Below are 15,999 nucleotides of genomic sequence, written 5' to 3' on the forward strand. Positions count from 1 at the left end.
GTCTTAGGGCCTCGCCCTTTTTCGTGCCGGGGAGGGGCCGTCAGGCGGCCAGGGCACATTGAGGGCACATTGGCTTCGCTGGGGGTGCTGATGTGCCCTCGGTGGCGGGCGGGTCACCGTTGTCTTCGGCCTCGCCTTCCCCCGCTTCGGTTTCGGTGAAGGCGTCGTTGATCGCCTTGCGGGTGCGGCTCTCGCTGGACGGCAGCAGGTGCGTGTACGTCCGCAGAGTGAAGCCGGGGTCCGAGTGGCCGAGGTATTCGGAGAGCGCCTTGATGCTCTCCCCCGCGTCCAGGAGCACGGAGGCGTACGCATGCCGGAGGGCGTGCATGCCGTCCTCCGGGGCCGCCTGGAGGTACCTCGCCCCGCGCTCGCGGGGAGGGATCACGCCTGCGGCGACCAGGGCTCGCTTCCAGGCGCCCATGTTGAAGACGCTGCGGTTGTCGGCCCGCTTCTTCTTGTCGACGAAGAGGAGACGGAAGGTCTTCGGCTCGCCGTTCGGCTTGGTCCAGGGCAGGGTGACATCGACCGGCGGGAACTCCTTCATGTGCGCCTTGAGTACGTCGGCGAGATGAGCCGACAGGGGCACTGACCGGATCCTGTTGCCCTTGGGCAGGGCGAAGACAGGCTTCGTGCCGACCAGCCGGACCTGGCGGTTGACGTGGATCCAGCCGCCCTTGAAGTCGATGTCCTCGACGGCGAATCCGAACACCTCGCCCTGCCGCAGACCACAGCCGAATGCGAGCTTGCCACCGGCCTGGAAGCACTGCGGTAGTCCGGTGATGACCGCGCGAACGCGCTCCAGTGGCCAAGGGATGATCTTCTTCTTGGTCGCGGTCGGGAGCTTGACCGACTTCGCCTTGCAGGGGTTCTTCGGCAGCAGCCCGTCCTCCACAGCCGAGCCGAGGATGCTGGAGAGGATGTCGAAGATGCCCTCGATCATCGACACCTCCAGGCCGGCGTCCTGGAGGGTGCGGATCCAACCCTGGATGACCGAGGGCTGGTTAAGGGACCGCAGCTCACGTCGGCCGAGGTGCTCGACGATGTGGTTACGGACGGTCGCCTCGTAGCGGAGCGCGGTCGTCGGGCCGACGGAGTTCGCGTCGAGCCACTTCTGCGCGTAGGCGCCGAGCGTCTGCTTCGTCTCGGCCGGGACGACGTAGGAGCCACGCCGGATTTCGACGTCAACCTCGGCGGCGCGGTTGTCCGCCTCGGCCTTCGTGTGGAAGTTCTCCTTTCGCTGGTGACCGTCCAGGTCGCGGTAGCGGACCTGCCAGCGCTTGCCGATGCCGTGGTCTGCCGTGGGGACCATCTGCCGCGTACGGCTCTTGTGTTCGCCGCACTCGGCCTCTGTGGGCTTGGGGTGGGACTTGTGCCAGCGGTCGTACACGTCAGCCAAGAAGGGCCTCCTGGATGGAGGTGAGGGACAGGGCGGTGGCGTGGGACGCGGGGGCGTGCGTCGGCCACGGGAGCAGCAGGGCTGCGGGAGGGACGCCGAGTGCGGTGGCGAGGGCGACGAGGTCGTCGATGTCACATCGGCGGCGGGCGCGTTCGGTGCGGCTGAGGGCGGTGTTGGCCATCGGGCGGCCCAGTGCGGTGCAGCGGGCGGCGAGCTGGTGCTGGGTCAGGCCGCGCACGAGGCGGAGGTGCTCGAGGGCGCGGGCGGTGTGGAGGCCGGCAGGTCCTATTTCCACAGGTCGATTGGGCATGACAGATAGCTGTAACTTGCAGCCAGCCGCTATGGCAAGAGTTGGTTCTTAAACTCTCCAAAAGTCATTCGAGGGCGAAGTGACGTTCGTCTCGTCGAATTCCGGTACATCACGAGCCGTTTCAACGGAGAGGTTGTGCTGCCTTCCCTCCGCGTCAAAGAGATGGGCGACTTGAGCACCTATCGAATGCAGTGTCCGGCAGGCTGGCCGCGTCGCTCCTGACTGCTGGATGCCGTCTCTGAGCTGCCGAGGTACCGGTTTCCGGCACCTCGGCCGGTTGCCTCGCCGCAGGAAATTTCGACTTCCGCGGGAGCGATTTCGGCAACCGGCGATCCGCCCTTACTGTTTTGGTCTTCCCCGGCGACACCGAGGGAAGTAACCAGGGATTCAGAATTCACTCTGGACGCTTCCATGGGTGGTGTGGCTGTGTTGTCCACGCCTGCCATCCAAAACCCTAATTCCGATATGGAGACCTCATTGCCGAACCACTCTTCGCGCCTTGCCGGCGCCGAGCGTGATCAGCTCGCCACTCCCGCCGACGTGGCCGCGTACCTCGGGGTGCCGGTGAAGACGCTCTACCAGTGGAAGTACCGGGGCATCGGCCCCAGCGTCCACAAGGTCGGCCGTCACCTGCGCTACCGCTGGCGGGAGGTGGACGCGTGGCTGGATGCCCAGACGTCGTACGACCTCACGGCCTGACTCCGCGCCCGACGCGGACAACGAAGCGGCCTCCAGCGCGCCAACGCCGAGGGCCGAAGACTCCCCTGCCGATTGCCCATCCCTGAACGAACGAGCTGGTGAGGGGCGGGGCCGTGCCCGTCCTGCCTCTCACCGGAGAGGAAGGCCTATGGAGGACTCTACGTCCCCCAGCACTACGAACACCTCCCCCACCGGCTGGCCCACTCCCGCGGTCCCCGGCGGCATCCCGTGGCGCCGCCAGGATCAGGCGGACACACGGTCCCCCGCGTCGAGGACCGTCGAACACCCGGCGTACCTGTGCTGACCAGGCATGGGACGGATGCGACGCACGTGACCCCTCTCCCTCCTTCCTCACCACCGGAGCACCCCCCATGCACGAGCAGCACCACGAACTGCCTACAGCTCAGCAGCAGACGCACACCGCCTCAGCCCCAGACAACCGCGCAGCAAGTTGTCGGGTAAGGAGTCCTTACCCGGCCCCCGCCCTGGAGGGTGCGGAGGTGCCCGGCGCAGGGGCGCCGGGGTCGGCCGGCCCGGGGGAGCCGACCGAGGGAGGGGGTACCGAGCTGTCGTCGAACGTGCCGCAGCAGCCTGCGCCGCGTCGCCGTCTGCGTGACAAGCAGTTGCGCGAGCACCGCGTCCATCCCCGCTACAACGCCGCCGAGATCGCTCACGTGAAGAAGGCCGCTGCTCTGAGCCGTATGAAGCCCGGCGGTTACGTAGCCGAGTGCGCGCTCGCTGCCGCCCGTGACGACGACCCCACCGCAGCCGTAGCCGACTACCGCGCCATGGTGAAGACCCTCATGGCCGCCAACGGGCAGCTCGGCAAGGTCGGCAGCAACCTCAATCAGCTCACCCGCCACCTCAACCAGGACGGCGCCTGGCCCCACCCCGACAACGTCCAACGGCTGTTGAGCCGTGTGGAAGCGTCCATCGCTGATCTGGACACCGCCATCGCCCAGATCACAGAGGGGCGGTGAGCCTTTGATCCCGAAGATCATCCTCGGCAATGGGCCACAGGCCACGCGCCGCACCATCGGCTATCTCTTCGGCAAGGGCAGGGCCAACGAGCACGTCGACCCGCACCTGGTGGCCTTTTGGAACGGCTTCGCTCCGGACCCCGGCCGCAGCCCTCACCGCGACCCGAAAGAGGTGGAGGCCCAGCTCGCCGCACAGCTCGACCAGCCCGTGAGGATGCTGGGCGACAAGGCACCCAAGTACACCGTGTGGCACTGCCCCGTCCGTGCCGCGCCCGAAGACCCGATCCTCGCCGACGACCAGTGGGCCACCATCGCCCGACGGATCGTGGCTGCCGCCGGCATCGCCCCCGACAGGGACGAGGAAGCCTGCCGCTGGGTGGCCGTCCGTCACGCCGACGACCCCATCCACATCGCCGCCACCCTCGTCCGCCAGGACGGCCGGCGCCCCCAACGCGACTACGACCAGCGGGCTGTCCAGCGCGAAGCCCGCCAGATCGAAGTCGACCACGGGCTTCGGCGGTTGAAGCCCGGCGACGGCACCGCCGCCAAGCGCCCCACCAGCAAGGAGCACTTCAAGGCCAAGCGCCTGGGCCAGGACGCCACCTCCCGCGCGATCCTGCGCCTGCGGGTCCGCCGTGCGATGGCAGCCGCCTCCACCGAGGCCGAGTTCTTCGCCCTTCTGGAGGCCACGGGTGTGACTGTTCGACTGAAGGTCGGTCCTTCCGGCGACGCGCTCGGCTGCAACTTCGCCCTGCCCGGAGACACCAACGACAAGGGCGAGCCCGTGTTCTACGCCGGTTCCACCCTCGCCGGCGACCTCTCCCTCCCGCAGATTCGGAAACGCCTCGCCACCACCACCCCTGAGCCCGCGACCGTCCGGCCGGGCAACCCCTGGCACCAGGCCACCGCCGCCACTGAACGCATCCCTAACCACCTCATCCGCAGCAGCGACCAAGTGGTCCAGGGCCAGCTGGCCGCGCTCGGCGCAGCATTCGACCTGCTCCCGCTCACCGCCCCCACCACGGTGCGGGCGGAACTCGAACGCGCCGCCGTCGCCTTCGAGCGCGCCACCCGCTCCCGCACCGCCGCCGATCACGCCAGCGCCTGCGTTCTGCGTCGCAGTGTCCAGGCGATCTGGAAGGAACCCGCGCGGCATGGCGACGGTGCCGGGCTGGCGATGCTGCTGGACGTCGGGCTCACCGCGGTCGCCTACGCAATGCACTGGCACCGCATCCGCCGGCACGCCCAGCAGCAAGCGGCGGCCGAGCAGACCCTCATACACCTGGAGGCCGCGTACGCGCAGATCGCCGGACCGGTCCTGGCCGGCCTCGCCAGCCGCTCACCCGGCCAGCGGATCAGACGCCGCTACGCCCACCATCTCCAACAGGCGGTCCCCGAACACGCCGAACGCATCCTGGACGACCCCGCCTGGGACGCCCTGGCCACCGTGCTCGCCGAGGCGGAAGCAGCCGGACACACCCCGACCGCGATCCTCGACCGGGCCCTCAGCTGGCGCACGCTCGACGACGCCCACAGCCCCGCACGAGCACTGACCTGGCGCATCCGCCGCCTCGGCGAACGTCACGCACCCAGCCCACGAGCCCAAGCAGCCAACGCGCACCACGCCGCAGGGCGCCCCGCCGCTCCGCGGCCGCAGGAACCCCAGACGCGGCGGCCCTGATCACCCCTGCGCCCGGCCGCCACCTTCACCGACACCCATCACACGACACCTCACAAGGAACCACGCATGCCCCAGCCCACTGTCCGCCCCAATATCGTCGTCCTCCTCACCGAACTGGAGAGCACCCCCCGCGATGACTCCTGGGTCCTGTACCGACACAACGGGACCGCGTTCACCGACGCCGAACACGACCTGATCGGCACCGCCACCCCGGCGGAGATAACCGCCGCGAAAGCGCAGCGAAGGCTTCAGAACGATTGGGCGCGTGAAACCCACGAGGCAGAGAAGGCCCTCGTCGACCTGGTCACGAAGTACATCGACCGACTTCCCGAAGGCTCCCTGTGCAGCAACATCTACGCCACCATGTCCGACGAGGACTACGCGGAATGCGACCGCTTGGCCAGGATCGTCGCCGCACGACACGGCACTGACTACCCCGCCGAGGACGAAGACAGCTGACCGGACGCACACCAACGGCGGCCTGGTTTCGTAGGTGGGAGCGGACAACATTTGTCGGCGGTTTCCGGCAGCACTTAGCGATCACTCGGGTCGGAAATGTCGATGAGAAGTGACAACACCGGAAGTCGCAACTGATCCATGCCGTGTGCCTGAGTGAGTTGATCTAGACCCGGACTTGAAGGGCCGGATGGCGGTGGGGAGCTGGCAGTGAAGGGGCGTTGCTCAAACTGACTGACGTCGCGCTGCAGGTCGCCGAGCACCCGTCGTTCTTCTCGATGTTGATCTGCCTACCAGGTGACCGGAAGTTCATGGACGCCGTAGATCGTCATGGCCGATCGCAGTGGCACTTCCTCGGGTGGGACAGTGAGACGTAGCGCCGGGAAGCGGCGAAGCAGTGCGGGGAGGGCGATGCGTATTTCGGCGCGGGCCAGTCGCTGCCCGAGGCACTGGTGGAGGCCGTGACCGAACGCGAGGTGTCCGGCCGTGGAGCGGGTGAGGTCAAGCGCGTCCGGGGCGGCGAAATGGTCAGCGTCCCTGTTCGCCGCGGAAAGTGCGACGGTGACGGACTCGCCGGCCTTGATCACGCAGCCGTGGAGCTCGATGTCCTCGAGCGCGACACGGACCACGTGATGGATGATCGTGAGGTAACGCAGCAGTTCCTCGACCACCGCAGGGGCGTCTTCCTCCTTGTCGCGGACCTCGGCTAACTGTGCGGGGTTGGCCAGCAGAGCGAAAGTACCCAGCGCAAGCATGTTCGTCGTCGTCTCATGCCCGGCGATCAGGAGCAGGAGCGCCAGTCCGGCCCTCTCGTCCGCAGTAAGTCCCTCGTGCGCAGCGAGCCCGCTGAGCACATCTTCCTCTGGCCAGGAACGCTTGTGGCGCAGCAGGTCCCGTAGATACGCCATGAGCTCCCTAACCGCCTCTTGCCGGTGTTCCGCTGTGAGGTCGATGTTCAAGAGCGTGGCGGCGTTCCGCTGGAAGCCCTCCCTGTCGGAGTAGGGGACCCCGAGCAGTTCGCCGATCACCTGTGACGGGATCGGCAGCGCGAATGCCTTGAACAAGTCGGCCGGGCCCCCGGCGAGCTCCATCGCGTTCAACTGGTCATTGACGATCGCTTCGATCTCCGGTTCGAGGAGCTTCATCCGGCGCACCGTGAAGTCACCGGTGAGCAACCGCCGATAGCGGTCGTGCTCGGGCGGGTCCATGCGGAGGAGGAATCCCGGCGGCACGGGCGTCCTTGCCGGCTGGGCAACCGGTGAGCGCATGTGGTCCGGGCGGACGCTGAACCGGGGATCTGCCAGGACCGCCCGCGCTGCGGCAAAGCCGGTCACCAACCACCCCTGACCACCGTCGACGTAGGTCATCCGATGGATTGGGCCGAGCCCCTGCCGACGGCGCAGTTCCTCGGGCGGATCGAACGGGTTCTGGCGGGCCGTGGGCATGACCACTGCCGGGGACGTGCTCTCCATCGGCCGCTCCTCGGTCGGTACGGACCTCCCGATAAAACAGCACTCAATGCAAAACGTCAATGAATGCAAAATTACATCGCATGCGGTAAGCGGTAAGGTGCTGTCGTGACCAGCGAACCAGGGCTGCGCCAGCGGAAGAAGATGCGCACGAGGCAAGCGCTCATCGAAGGCGCCCTGCGATTGTTCGCCGAGAAGGGTTACGACCAGACAACCGTGGCGGAGATCGCGGCCACCGCAGACATCGCGACACGGACCTTCTTCAGCTACTTCGACAGCAAGGACGACATCGTCTTCTTCGACGACAGGTCGCGGCTGGAGCGCGCGGTCGAGATCATCGGAGAACGGCAGCCCGGCGAACCGGTGGCCGACCTGCTGCGGCGCGTCATCGACCAGAGTGTTTTCGCGGACACGGACTCGGAGTTGGCGCGGAAGGTCGGCCCGGCTCGGACCCGGCTGATTGCGTCGGTCCCGGCACTTCAGGCGCGCGAATTGCACCTGCTGTTCGACATCCAGCTGCAGCTGACCGAAGCGCTCCACCTGGCTTGCCCCGAGCTGGACCTCGTGGAGGCCGCCGCGGCGGTGGGCTCGCTGGTCGGGGCGATCAAGGTCGTCGTCGCCGCATGCCAAAAGCGGGGCAACCGGCCGGAGCAGACCTACAAAGCCGTTCAAAGGGCCACCGACATCGCGATCGAGGGCCTCAACTCACTCCCCCGCCCGGCTTAGCGTGTTCAGCGCACGCGCACTCGGTCGTGGCACGGGTAGCGGTGAACGCAGTCTGGCCGGTTTTGGGGCTCGGACGGGTCAGCCTCAGGCTGCGTTCTGCGCCCGGGCGGCCCGGGTGCTGGCGAGCCGGTAGGAGTCGGTGCCGGTCTCGATGATGTTCCCGCCGAAGGTGAGGCGGTCGACGATGGCCGCGCAAAGCCGCGGGTCGATGAATGTTTTTGTCCACCCGCCAAACGATTCGTTGGAGGCGATGGCGACGCTGTTCTTCTCCTCCCGCTCCGTCAGCACCTGGAACAGCAGCTCAGCGCCGCGGCGGTCCAGTTCCATGTAGCCGAGTTCGTCGATGCAGAGGAGATCGACGCGTCCGTAGCGGGCGATGGCCTTGGTCAGGATCTTCTCGTCTGCGGCCTCGACCAGCTCGTTGACCAGTCTGGTGGCGAGTGTGTAGCGGACGCGGAAACCGGCCATGCCGGCCTCGGTGCCGATTGCGATGAGCAGGTGGGACTTGCCGGTTCCGGAGTCGCCGATCAGGCAGAGCGGCAGTCCCTTCTTGACCCATTCGCAGGTGGCCAGGGTGTGGATGACGGCTGCGTCGATGTTCGAGTTGGCGTCGAAGTCGAAGGCCCGCAGCGACTTCTCCCGCGGGAACTGTGCCGCCTTGATGCGCCGTTCGGAGCGGCGGCGGGCCCGGTCGTCGCACTCGGCCATCAGCAGTTCGGCGAGGAACCCGCGATAGGACATCTGGTCGCGGGCGGCGGCCTCGGCCAGCTCGGGGAACTGTGCGCGGATGGTGGGCAGCCGGAGCATTCGGCATGCCTGGTCGACGGCAGCGGTCGCGGCCTGTTCAGTCAGCCCGCGGTGACGTTTGAGTGTCACGGCATCTCTCCCTGGATGGCGGGGCGGTCGATCGGCTGCCGGGATCGCAGCAGCTGGTCGTAGGCCGCGACCGAGGGCAGCGGCCTGGTGTCGGGCGGCAGCTGGGCAAGCCGCCGTTCGGTCAGCGAGGTCACGTTCGTCCGGTCCGGCTCCGCAGGAACGATTCCGGCTTGACCTTCGAGTCGGGTCGAGGGTTATCGGTGGTGTGACGAGCTACCGCATCTCGCAGCTGGCCGAGCGCTCCGGTACCTGGTGCTCCCGATCCTCTCGGCGACCAGGTTTCATCTATCGGGTCGCGGCCTGAAGTCCCGGCAAGTTTCGGCAAGTTCCTGGCTTGGCAGCCCAGTCGCGGGGAAGCTCTGGCACAGAGATCGTTACCGGCGTCCGAGGAGGACATCATGGCCCTGCGTAGGCTCGGCAAGGACCCGGAGAGTCCCAGTGGCGGCTCGCCCACCATCTACCTCGACGAGGAGAAGGACAACTACCTCGTCCAGGGGTGGAAGGTGGAGGACATCGAGCGCCTCCGCCAGATGGACATCCCCGGTCACGAGTCGGTGGTGGAGATCCCCCGGCGCATGGTGCAGTTCTTTCTGGAGGTGAAGAAGGATGACGAGGACTCCGACGTTTGAGGAGCTGTTCCGCGACTGCCAGAGGACCGCGGTCCACCTGGAGATGCGCGACGCCTACATGAAGTCGGACCCGGCCTTCATCGACTGGAAGGCCGGCCAGGCCCTCGACCCCGCCGAGCGCTGGGCCGACTGGCACAGCCTCGTCACCGCCGCCACCTCCCGAGGCGTCGAAGTGCGCCGGGCACGGATCGTCTCGACGCCGGTCAGCGAGTACATCCGCTTCGAGTACGACGTGACCGACGGGCTGAACCTCGCCGCCGGAGAGGACGTGCGCTGGCTCTCGCGCCGCAGCGCGACAGACCTCGCGCTTCCGGGCAACGACTTCTGGCTCTTCGACTCCAGCCTCGTCCTCGTCAACCACTTCGACGGAGACGGCGAGAACATGGACGTGGAACTCACCGATGTCCCCGAGGTCGCGAAGCTCTGCGAGTCAGCCTTCGAGGCCGTGTGGCAGCGGGCGACACCTCACGCGCAGTTCGCACTGGCCTAACGGTCTCATCAGCAGCCCCGGACCGACATGACCTCACCCTCCTCCAGCGTCCAGGAAGCCCGCAAGGCACTCGGACAACGCCTCGCCGAGATCCGAAAGGCAGCCGGACTCACCAAGCGGGCCCTGGCCCAGACCCTGGGTTGGCACGAGTCGAAGGCTTCGCGCTTCGAGAGCGGCGCCCGCGCGCCCTCGGAGCGCGACCTTCGCGAGTGGTGTTCCGCGTGCGCCGCGGAGGGTGAGGCAGAAGACCTCATCTCGACCGCCCGTGGAATCGAGGGCATGTATGTCGAGTGGCGCAAGATGGAGCGCCATGGACTCAAGTGGGCTCAGGAATCTGTGGTTCCCCTCTGGGAGCGCACCGAGCGGTTTCGCATCTACTCGCCGTGGCTCATCCCCGGCCCTGTGCAGACGGCCTCGTACATCACCGCACTTCTGACATCCATTCGTGACCGCCGAGGGCTTATCGACGACGTGCCGGCAGCAGTCAAGGTGCGCGTGGAGAAGCAACAGGTCGTCTACGGCAACCACACGTTCGCCATTCTCCTGGAAGAAAGCGTTCTGCGGTATCGCATCGGCGGCACCGACGTGATGGCGGGCCAACTCGGCTACCTCCTCAGCGTCATGGCGCTCCCGTCGGTGAGCATCGGCATCATCCCCCAGGACGCCGACCGATCGGGGCTCTGGCCCGTCGAGGGGTTCTTCTTGTACGACGACGAGCTGGTGAACGTCGAATTGATCTCGGCGCATCTCAGCGTCGTCCAGAAACACGAACTTGCCATGTATGCCAAGACGTTCGGCGAGCTGGCCGAACTTGCCGTCTACGGTCCCGCAGCGCGTGAACTCATCACGGCGGCCATCGATTCTCTGGGGTGAACGTCGGGCAAGTTCGGGCACATTCATAGAGGCCCGGCCACCCCTCTTCCTAGCTTTGTCATCACGGCAGAAAGTGTGCTCCGGAGGGGCCAGTGATGACTTTGGCAAGTACGGGCAAGAGGGGCGAGACGACCGAGGACGCTGAGGGCGCCGACACCCCATCGACGTGGACGCGATCTCCTCGCAGACGAACACCGTTCTCGGCCAGGAAATGGGCACCACGACCCGCGCGGAAATGGACCGGCAGGTGCCGGCGATCGCCCACCACCTGAACCGGTTGCTCCGCGAGGACCTGGGCGCGGATGACGACAGCGAGGTGCGCAGCCTGCTGCGCAGAGGGACCAGGCTGGTCGACCTCACCAACCGGCCGACCGCGGAGACGCCGGCCTTCGGGATTTACCTCTACCTCCGCGATATGGCCCTACTGACCCGGCGGCTGCTGTGGGTCTACGCCGAGCGGAACGGACTGGATGCGCCGTGAGCGTCAGGGACGACCAGATCATCCGGGAGCTCTCCCACTACCTCCACGAGCACCCCGCCGACAGGATGGCGCTGCTGCCGGTCTACGACGCGGCCCGCCATCGCCCTTGGGCTTCCCGGCGTGGCCGTGGTTCTCGTGGGGCTGCTTGCCGTAGACGTAGGCCTCATGGGGCTGCTTGCCGTAGCCGTAGGCCTCATGGGGCCGCTTGCCGTGGTCGGACTCGTCGCCGTGACCGGGCTTGTGGTGGCCGGGCCCGCCGGGCTTGTCGTCGTGGCCGGGCCCGCCGGGCTTGTGGTGGCCGGGCCCGCCGGGCTTGTCGTCGTGGCCGGGCCCGCCGGGCTTGTGGTGGCCGGGCCCGCCGGGCTTGTGGTCGTGACCCGGCCCGTTGTCGTGGCCTCCGCCGTTCCCGCCGCCGTTGCCGCCGGTGGTGTTGCCGGCCGTGTTGCCCGCGGTGTTCCCGGAGGTGTTGCCCGCGGTGTTCCCGAACGTGCTGCCGGCGACGTTGCCCGAGGTGCTGCCGGGCGAGGCGATGGGTCCGCCCAGGAGGCCGCCGGTCACGAGGCCGCCGCTGATGAGGCCCCCACCGGTCGTTCCGGTCGTGGTCCCGGTGGTCGTTCCCGTCGTCGTTCCCGTCGTCGTTCCACCACTGGTGGAGGTCGCGCACCTGTTGAGGAAGATCCGGTTGTTGTCGAGCGTCACGGAGCCGTTACGGGCCAGCGCCCGGCCCTCGATGTTCGCCCCCGAGTTAACGCTGATCGAGGTCAGCGCCATGATGGTGCCCACGAACGTGGAGTCGGTGCCGAGGGTGGCCGAGCTGCCGACCTGCCCGTACACGTTGCACGGCGAGGCGCCGTTCGTGAGGAGCACCCGGCTGGCGGACGCCGTCGTCAGAGCCTCGGGAATCTGGAACACCCAGACGGCGTTCGGGTATCCCCCGGCGTTCAGGATCAGGTCGCCGGTGAGCCCGACCCCGACCTCGGCGGTGTGGACGCCCGGAAGCAGCGTCTGGCCATTGCTGATGGCCGCCGGGAGTGCGAAGTCCGTGGCCTGGCCCGCCGCGTTGTTGTACGCCGTGACCAGGTCGGACTTGGCCTGAAGCGCAACAGCGTCCCCCAGCGTGCACTTCGCCGAGCACGAGGCCGGGCGGGACCCGGTGATGGACGGGTTCGGGTGCGTAGCGAGGTCCTGGCTGATCACCGAGGGGCCGGTGTTGGTAACACCCTGACCTGCGAGAACGGAGAAGTCCGCGGCCGTGGCCAAAGGCACGGGCGTCGCGATGGCCACGGCCTGCGTCGGTGTCAGGGCGACCATCGCAGCGGCGACCGTGGCGGCGAGTACCGAGGCCAGCAAGCCGGACATTCGACGACGGTGAGTTACGTGGGGGATCTTCAGCTTCATCGAAAAGCCATTTCCTGTGGGTCATGGCATACCGGGCTCTACTGAGAGCCCGGGAAGCCTCGCTGCTGTTACTGCCGCCGCATATTGCGCAGAAATATCGGTGTAACTGACTTGAACAAGACCGGAGAATTAATACTCATTCGAACGGTGCACAGTGTTGCGAAAATAGCTTGAATTCGAGGAACCGGAGCCGAATGCGGTAATCTTCCTACCGGTGCTCCCGTCGACGCGGATTTCGCTACAGGGGCAGAGACCCGGGTACAAGGTGGCTGCCGGGCACCTGCGCCGGAGCGCATCGGAGTGCCGGGCTTCCGAACCGTCGGCCAGGAGTCGGGGGATCATCGACCCATTGGTGTGTCCGCCGCCGGCCCGCCCGCGGTCTTCGGGGAGGGTTTCCATGACGGGAGGGGGCGGCGTGGTGGCGAGTGTGGGAGACGAGGGTCGCCGGCGATCGGCGGCCGAGCCGGGTTTCTGGCAACGGGTCGTCGGGCAGCTGGGCACGGCCCTGATCGTGGTGGATCCCGCCGGACGGATCCTCGCGGTCAATCCGGCAGCCGAGCGGCTGCTCGGCCGCGCCGCTCCGACGATGCTCAGGGAGGACGCCCACGACCTGCTGCACCGGGATGCGGACGGCCGCAGGATCCCCCGGGAGCAGTGCACGCTGCTGCGGGCTGTGGCCGAGAGGGCCGAGACGCGGGAGGAGGGCCGCGTCTGTCTGCGCGGTGACGGTCGTCTGATCACGACCTACTGGTCCGCTTCTCCCTTGACGGACGACGGCGCCTTCTCGGGCATGGCCGTGCTGTTCACCGACGCCGCCGGCGACCGCAGCGCGCGTCGGGAGCGTGCGGCCTACACACGTGCTCTGGAGAACCTCACCGAGCGGCTGACGCTGGTCGCGGAGATCACGGACGTGCTCGGTCAGACCCTGGAGACCGATGAGGCCCTCGCCCGGCTCGGCCGCCTACTGGTTCCCCGCCTCGCCGACTGGGCGGCGGTGGATCTCCGGGTCGGTTCCGGACAGGTCCACCGTGTGGCGGTGACGGGGCTCGAGGGCCGGGACGCCGCGCAGGAGGACTGGCAGGAACACCTTCCCGAGGCCGGGGAGGAGGCCCGCTCGCCTCTGGTCCAGGTGCTGAACGGTGGTGATCCCGTCCTGCAGCGCGAGGCGGACATGACCGCACCGGTAGCCTCCGCCCTGGCCACCGTCCACAACGGCTTCCTGCGGGCCACCGGCGCGAGGTCCGCCGTCACGGTGCCGCTGGGCTCCCGGTCGCGGGTCACCGGCGCCCTGACGCTGGTGCGCACGGACCCGGCGCACCCCTTCGACGCCGACGATCTGACCGTTGTGAGCGACATCGGCCGCCGGGTCGGGCTGGTCATCGACAACGCCCGCCGCTTCGGCCGTCAGCGCGCCGTCGCCGAGGCCATGCAGCGCAACCTGCTCGCCCCGCTGCCCCAGCCCGGCCGTCTGCGACTGGCCGCCCGCTACCAGCCCGCCCCGGCCGGCTCCCAGGTGGGCGGCGACTGGTACGACGCGTTCGAGCGGAAGGACGGCACGCTCGCGCTGGTCATCGGCGACGTCGTGGGCCACGACCTGACCGCGGCGGCTGGAATGGCGCAACTGCACGGCATCCTGCGCTCACTGGCCTGGGACCACACCGGCCCGCCCGGTGCCGTCGTCGACCGCCTCGACGACGCCATGCCCGCCATCACCACCGTCCCCATGGCCACTCTCGTCCTCGCCCTGCTCGAAGGCGACCCGCACACCGGCCCCTGGACGCTGCGGTGGACCAGCGCGGGGCACCCGCCGCCGCTGCTGCTGACCCGGGACGGACAGGCGCAGTACCTCGAAGCGGGACAGGGACTCCTCCTCGGCGCCCCTCCGGGCACCGGCGGCAGCCGGCCGAGCGCCGCGCAGTCCCTTCCACCGGGTTCCACCCTCCTGCTCTACACCGACGGTCTGATCGAGATCCCCGGCAGCGACCTGGACACCGGCCTCGCCCGTCTGCGCCGCCACGCCCTCGCTCTCGCCCATGAACCGCTGGACACGCTGTGCGACCAACTGCCCGCCCGCATGCCGCCCGGCAGCACCGACGACGTGGCCCTCCTCGCCCTGCGTCTGCCGTCGCCCTGAAGGGCGGCGACCGCGGTGCTCGGGGGGACACCGGGACTCAGGTGTCGAGGACCAGCACGCGGAACGGGCCGAGCGGAGCCGTCCGAGGTGTGTCGCCTTCCATGTACCGCCACCCCCAGGACCGCAGCGCCTCGACGGTCCTGTGGTCGGAGCGCTTCACCAGTGTGACGGCGACGGCGGCACCGTGGTCGGTGAGCAGCCGTTTCTGCAGGCGCCGGGCGAGGTTCCAGGCACGGTCCTGGTTCTGCCTGCGTGCCCGGGAGGGAACGTGGATCCCGGAGATCACGAAGAGGCGTTCGGAGGCGGCAAGCCGGAGCAGCCGCCCCGGAAGGTATCCGTATAAGCCCTCCCACCAGGGGCCGTCGCCGCGTACGGGGAAACCGTAGGCGCAACCGGTCAGCACGGTGGTCTCCGCGATCAGCAGCTCGAATCCCGGTCGCCGTGCGTCGGTCGCAAGCCGCCGCAGGAAGGCGCTGCGGGCTTGGTTCCACGCCCAGGGGCCGCCGCCGGACGTCTCCGCGTACAGATCACCCAGTTCCTGCAGATGGTCCTCGATCTGACGCCGGGTCAGCGGACGTACGCGCTGCCCTTCCCGGGGCGAAGAGCCCCGTTCCGGCCTCGGGCCGGGCTTCCGCGTCGCGGGCGGAAGCGAACGGACGGGACGCCCGAGGAGTTCTGTGGTCGTCGGCGCAGCCGGCACGTTCACGGTCATGAGGCAAGCCCTGCTTCGGGCACGGACGGGCCCGGCCCGGCGTCGTCGGTCGCCGAGAGCGGCACCGGTGTCGGAGTCGGCGCGCGACGCCCTCGGTGTCTTCAACCGTACTCCCGCGCCGCGCCCACTTCGGGACCGACGGTGGACGTGAACGCCGAGGCGGGTACGCCGGTTCCGTCCGCTTCCCGACAGGCGGCAGCGCACGGGAGTACGGTGGAGGTACCGAGGGCATGTCGCACACCGGCTCCCGCGCTGGTCTCGTCCTCGGCGAGACACTTCGCCGGAAGCCTCGCGCAGCGCACGATTTTCCGGAGACAGGTCAGCACGATGGCCCCGGCCTTCGATACCCCCGCCGCCGACGCGTGGCCGGTGCCCGACCCGCGCAGGGCCGTACTGCAGCTCTTCACCACCGGCACCACGAGCACGAACGGCACCGCCGGCACCAATGCACCACCACGCGCCCGAGGGATGGCGGGCCCGCTTCTCCCGAACACTCCCCGCGTTCGACCGACCGTCAGGTCGTGACCGCCATGGACATCGCCCTCACCATTGCCGCGCTCCTCGTGCTCATCGCCGCCGGAGCGTACGTGATCCACCGGCTCAACTCCGCACACAGCGAAAGGATCGCCTTGCGTTCCTACAGCCGCTTCCTTCCCGGCCCCCCAGCCGCCGCCGACCGAGCCGCCGGC

The 15,999-nt window shown here is 68.4% G+C and carries 16 protein-coding genes and 1 pseudogene; 10 read left to right on the forward strand and 7 right to left on the reverse strand.

The window, feature by feature from the left end; translation table 11 throughout:
• Positions 1 to 40 precede the first annotated feature (40 nt).
• Both C1J00_RS22280 and C1J00_RS22285 read right to left on the reverse strand, forming a co-directional pair.
• Positions 41 to 1,387: a tyrosine-type recombinase/integrase gene (locus tag C1J00_RS22280; protein ID WP_102910833.1), complete on the reverse strand. Its 1,347-nt coding sequence runs from the start codon at positions 1,385 to 1,387 to the stop codon at positions 41 to 43.
• 1 nt (position 1,388) lies between these two features.
• Positions 1,389 to 1,691, reverse strand: a complete 303-nt coding sequence (locus C1J00_RS22285; RefSeq protein WP_342751735.1) for a helix-turn-helix domain-containing protein — start codon at positions 1,689 to 1,691, stop codon at positions 1,389 to 1,391.
• Between the two features lie 480 nt (positions 1,692 to 2,171).
• On the opposite strand from C1J00_RS22285, the gene C1J00_RS22290 reads away from it, so the two are divergent.
• The 4 genes from C1J00_RS22290 (at position 2,172) to C1J00_RS22305 (ending at position 5,525) form a co-directional block, all read left to right on the forward strand.
• On the forward strand, positions 2,172 to 2,405 hold the full coding sequence (locus tag C1J00_RS22290; RefSeq protein WP_245936448.1) for a helix-turn-helix transcriptional regulator: 234 nt from the start codon (positions 2,172 to 2,174) through the stop codon (positions 2,403 to 2,405).
• 500 nt (positions 2,406 to 2,905) lie between these two features.
• Positions 2,906 to 3,385 (forward strand): plasmid mobilization protein, encoded by a 480-nt coding sequence (locus C1J00_RS22295; RefSeq protein WP_439333427.1) that lies wholly within the window; start codon positions 2,906 to 2,908, stop codon positions 3,383 to 3,385.
• A gap of 4 nt (positions 3,386 to 3,389) precedes the next feature.
• On the forward strand, positions 3,390 to 5,066 hold the full coding sequence (locus C1J00_RS22300) for a relaxase family protein (RefSeq protein ID WP_102910836.1): 1,677 nt from the start codon (positions 3,390 to 3,392) through the stop codon (positions 5,064 to 5,066).
• A 66-nt stretch (positions 5,067 to 5,132) separates the two neighbouring features.
• Entirely contained in the window at positions 5,133 to 5,525 is a 393-nt protein-coding gene (locus C1J00_RS22305) for a hypothetical protein (protein ID WP_102910837.1), read from the forward strand.
• A gap of 287 nt (positions 5,526 to 5,812) precedes the next feature.
• Here the strand turns inward: C1J00_RS22305 and C1J00_RS22310 are convergent, their stop codons facing one another.
• Complete coding sequence (locus tag C1J00_RS22310; protein ID WP_102910838.1) at positions 5,813 to 6,994, reverse strand: cytochrome P450; 1,182 nt, start codon at positions 6,992 to 6,994, stop codon at positions 5,813 to 5,815.
• A gap of 105 nt (positions 6,995 to 7,099) precedes the next feature.
• Here C1J00_RS22310 and C1J00_RS22315 point away from each other — a divergent pair, with 105 nt between their 5' ends.
• A complete protein-coding gene (locus tag C1J00_RS22315; protein ID WP_245936449.1) occupies positions 7,100 to 7,717 on the forward strand; it encodes a TetR/AcrR family transcriptional regulator in 618 nt (205 codons plus the stop codon).
• Positions 7,718 to 7,801: 84 nt separating this feature from the next.
• Here C1J00_RS22315 and istB read toward each other — a convergent pair whose 3' ends face one another.
• The gene (gene istB / locus C1J00_RS22320) at positions 7,802 to 8,593 is read right to left on the reverse strand and encodes an IS21-like element helper ATPase IstB (protein ID WP_102910839.1); all 792 of its coding nucleotides are present in this window, start codon (positions 8,591 to 8,593) and stop codon (positions 7,802 to 7,804) included.
• A pseudogene (locus C1J00_RS45370) lies at positions 8,590 to 8,727 on the reverse strand (hypothetical protein); the annotation flags it as partial. The gene istB and the pseudogene C1J00_RS45370, both read right to left, overlap by 4 nt.
• A 264-nt stretch (positions 8,728 to 8,991) precedes the next feature.
• Between C1J00_RS45370 and C1J00_RS22325 the strand changes: the two are divergent.
• The 4 genes from C1J00_RS22325 to C1J00_RS22340 all read left to right on the forward strand — a co-directional run bounded on the left by C1J00_RS22325 (position 8,992) and on the right by C1J00_RS22340 (position 11,066).
• Entirely contained in the window at positions 8,992 to 9,222 is a 231-nt protein-coding gene (locus C1J00_RS22325) for a hypothetical protein (RefSeq protein WP_102910840.1), read from the forward strand.
• Entirely contained in the window at positions 9,200 to 9,712 is a 513-nt protein-coding gene (locus C1J00_RS22330) for a DUF6879 family protein (RefSeq protein ID WP_180989646.1), read from the forward strand. The genes C1J00_RS22325 and C1J00_RS22330 overlap by 23 nt, the downstream gene beginning before the upstream one ends.
• A 27-nt stretch (positions 9,713 to 9,739) precedes the next feature.
• Positions 9,740 to 10,585, forward strand: a complete 846-nt coding sequence (locus C1J00_RS22335; RefSeq protein WP_102910841.1) for a helix-turn-helix domain-containing protein — start codon at positions 9,740 to 9,742, stop codon at positions 10,583 to 10,585.
• Positions 10,586 to 10,751: 166 nt separating this feature from the next.
• Positions 10,752 to 11,066 carry a hypothetical protein gene (locus C1J00_RS22340; RefSeq protein ID WP_245936451.1) on the forward strand — a complete coding sequence of 105 codons (315 nt, stop codon included), beginning with the start codon at positions 10,752 to 10,754 and terminating at the stop codon, positions 11,064 to 11,066.
• 18 nt (positions 11,067 to 11,084) lie between these two features.
• Here the strand turns inward: C1J00_RS22340 and C1J00_RS22345 are convergent, their stop codons facing one another.
• Positions 11,085 to 12,425, reverse strand: coding sequence for an ice-binding family protein (locus tag C1J00_RS22345; RefSeq protein ID WP_342751736.1), 1,341 nt, complete (start codon positions 12,423 to 12,425; stop codon positions 11,085 to 11,087).
• Between the two features lie 436 nt (positions 12,426 to 12,861).
• Between C1J00_RS22345 and C1J00_RS22350 the strand changes: the two genes are divergently transcribed.
• On the forward strand, positions 12,862 to 14,598 hold the full coding sequence (locus tag C1J00_RS22350) for a SpoIIE family protein phosphatase (RefSeq protein ID WP_102910843.1): 1,737 nt from the start codon (positions 12,862 to 12,864) through the stop codon (positions 14,596 to 14,598).
• Between the two features lie 37 nt (positions 14,599 to 14,635).
• Here the strand turns inward: C1J00_RS22350 and C1J00_RS22355 are convergent, their stop codons facing one another.
• Positions 14,636 to 15,310, reverse strand: a complete 675-nt coding sequence (locus C1J00_RS22355) for a hypothetical protein (RefSeq protein WP_102910844.1) — start codon at positions 15,308 to 15,310, stop codon at positions 14,636 to 14,638.
• Positions 15,311 to 15,999: the final 689 nt, after the last annotated feature.

It is taken from the genome of Streptomyces cahuitamycinicus (genome assembly GCF_002891435.1).
GTDB lineage: Bacteria > Actinomycetota > Actinomycetes > Streptomycetales > Streptomycetaceae > Streptomyces > Streptomyces cahuitamycinicus.

What these genes read in the sequence shown, in the direction of transcription:
- C1J00_RS22290 (WP_245936448.1), top strand. Translation starts at nt 2,172, where the DNA reads ATGGAGACCTCATTGCCGAACCACTCTTCGCGCCTTGCCGGCGCCGAG.
- C1J00_RS22305 (WP_102910837.1), top strand. Translation starts at nt 5,133, where the DNA reads ATGCCCCAGCCCACTGTCCGCCCCAATATCGTCGTCCTCCTCACCGAA.
- C1J00_RS22310 (WP_102910838.1), bottom strand. Translation starts at nt 6,994, where the DNA reads ATGGAGAGCACGTCCCCGGCAGTGGTCATGCCCACGGCCCGCCAGAAC.
- C1J00_RS22325 (WP_102910840.1), top strand. Translation starts at nt 8,992, where the DNA reads ATGGCCCTGCGTAGGCTCGGCAAGGACCCGGAGAGTCCCAGTGGCGGC.
- C1J00_RS22330 (WP_180989646.1), top strand. Translation starts at nt 9,200, where the DNA reads ATGACGAGGACTCCGACGTTTGAGGAGCTGTTCCGCGACTGCCAGAGG.
- C1J00_RS22335 (WP_102910841.1), top strand. Translation starts at nt 9,740, where the DNA reads ATGACCTCACCCTCCTCCAGCGTCCAGGAAGCCCGCAAGGCACTCGGA.
- C1J00_RS22345 (WP_342751736.1), bottom strand. Translation starts at nt 12,425, where the DNA reads ATGTCCGGCTTGCTGGCCTCGGTACTCGCCGCCACGGTCGCCGCTGCG.
- C1J00_RS22350 (WP_102910843.1), top strand. Translation starts at nt 12,862, where the DNA reads ATGACGGGAGGGGGCGGCGTGGTGGCGAGTGTGGGAGACGAGGGTCGC.
- C1J00_RS22355 (WP_102910844.1), bottom strand. Translation starts at nt 15,310, where the DNA reads ATGACCGTGAACGTGCCGGCTGCGCCGACGACCACAGAACTCCTCGGG.